The sequence below is a fragment of the Mesorhizobium sp. M7A.F.Ca.US.002.01.1.1 genome, from assembly GCF_004022955.1.
GTDB lineage: Bacteria > Pseudomonadota > Alphaproteobacteria > Rhizobiales > Rhizobiaceae > Mesorhizobium > Mesorhizobium ciceri.
The window spans coordinates 1-902 of the sequence record NZ_RZQE01000961.1 but is presented as its reverse complement, the minus strand read 5'-3'; the positions used below and the strand labels follow the sequence as shown (position 1 = coordinate 902).

The 902-nt window shown below is 63.1% G+C and carries 1 protein-coding gene; it reads right to left on the bottom strand.

The window, feature by feature from the left end; translation table 11 throughout:
- On the bottom strand, nt 1-902 hold a 902-nt coding region (gene tdh / locus EN932_RS37060; RefSeq protein WP_128369571.1), incomplete at both ends, for an L-threonine 3-dehydrogenase.

Here is a 902-nt window from a genome sequence, read left to right as displayed (position 1 = left end):
GGCCCCTGCACCAGCGCGATCATCTTGTACCAGGTCTCGAACATCTCGCGGCCATAGATGCCCTTGAGATGCAGCATCTTGAAGATGACCTTGTTCCAGTCGATCTCGAATCCGGTCGGGGCGATGCCCAGAATGGCGATCTTGCCGCCGTTGTTCATGGTGTCGATCATGTCGCGGAAGGCGGGGGCTGCGCCCGACATTTCGAGGCCGACATCAAAACCCTCGGTCATGCCGAGTGCCGGCATGACATCGCGCAGCTTTTCCTTGGACGCGTCGACGACATGCTGGACGCCGAGCTTTTTCGCCAGCGCCAGCCGCACCGGATTGATGTCGGTGATGACGACTTTTCGCGCGCCGACGCATTGGGCGACGAGCGCGCCCATGATGCCGATCGGCCCGGCGCCGGTGACCAGCACGTCCTCGCCGACCAGATCGAAGGAGAGTGCCGTGTGCACGGCATTGCCCAACGGATCGAAGATGGCGGCGATCTCGTCCGGCACATCATCGGGGATCGGCACGACGTTGTGCTGCGGGATAGCCAGATACTCACCGAAGGCGCCCGGACGATTGACGCCGACGCCGAGCGTGTTGCGGCACAGATGCCCTCGCCCGGCGCGACAGTTGCGGCAATGACCGCAGACGATGTGGCCCTCGCCCGACACGCGCTGGCCGACCTTGTATTCGGTGACCGCTGCGCCGAAATCGGCAACGGTGCCGACGAATTCATGGCCCGTCACCATCGGCACCGGCACCGTCTTCTGCGCCCACTGGTCCCAATTGTAGATGTGCACGTCGGTGCCGCAGATCGCCGTCTTCTTGATCTTGATCAGCACGTCGTTAGGGCCGATTTCCGGCACCGGCACCTCTTCCATCCAGATGCCTGGTTCGGCCTTGGCCTTCAC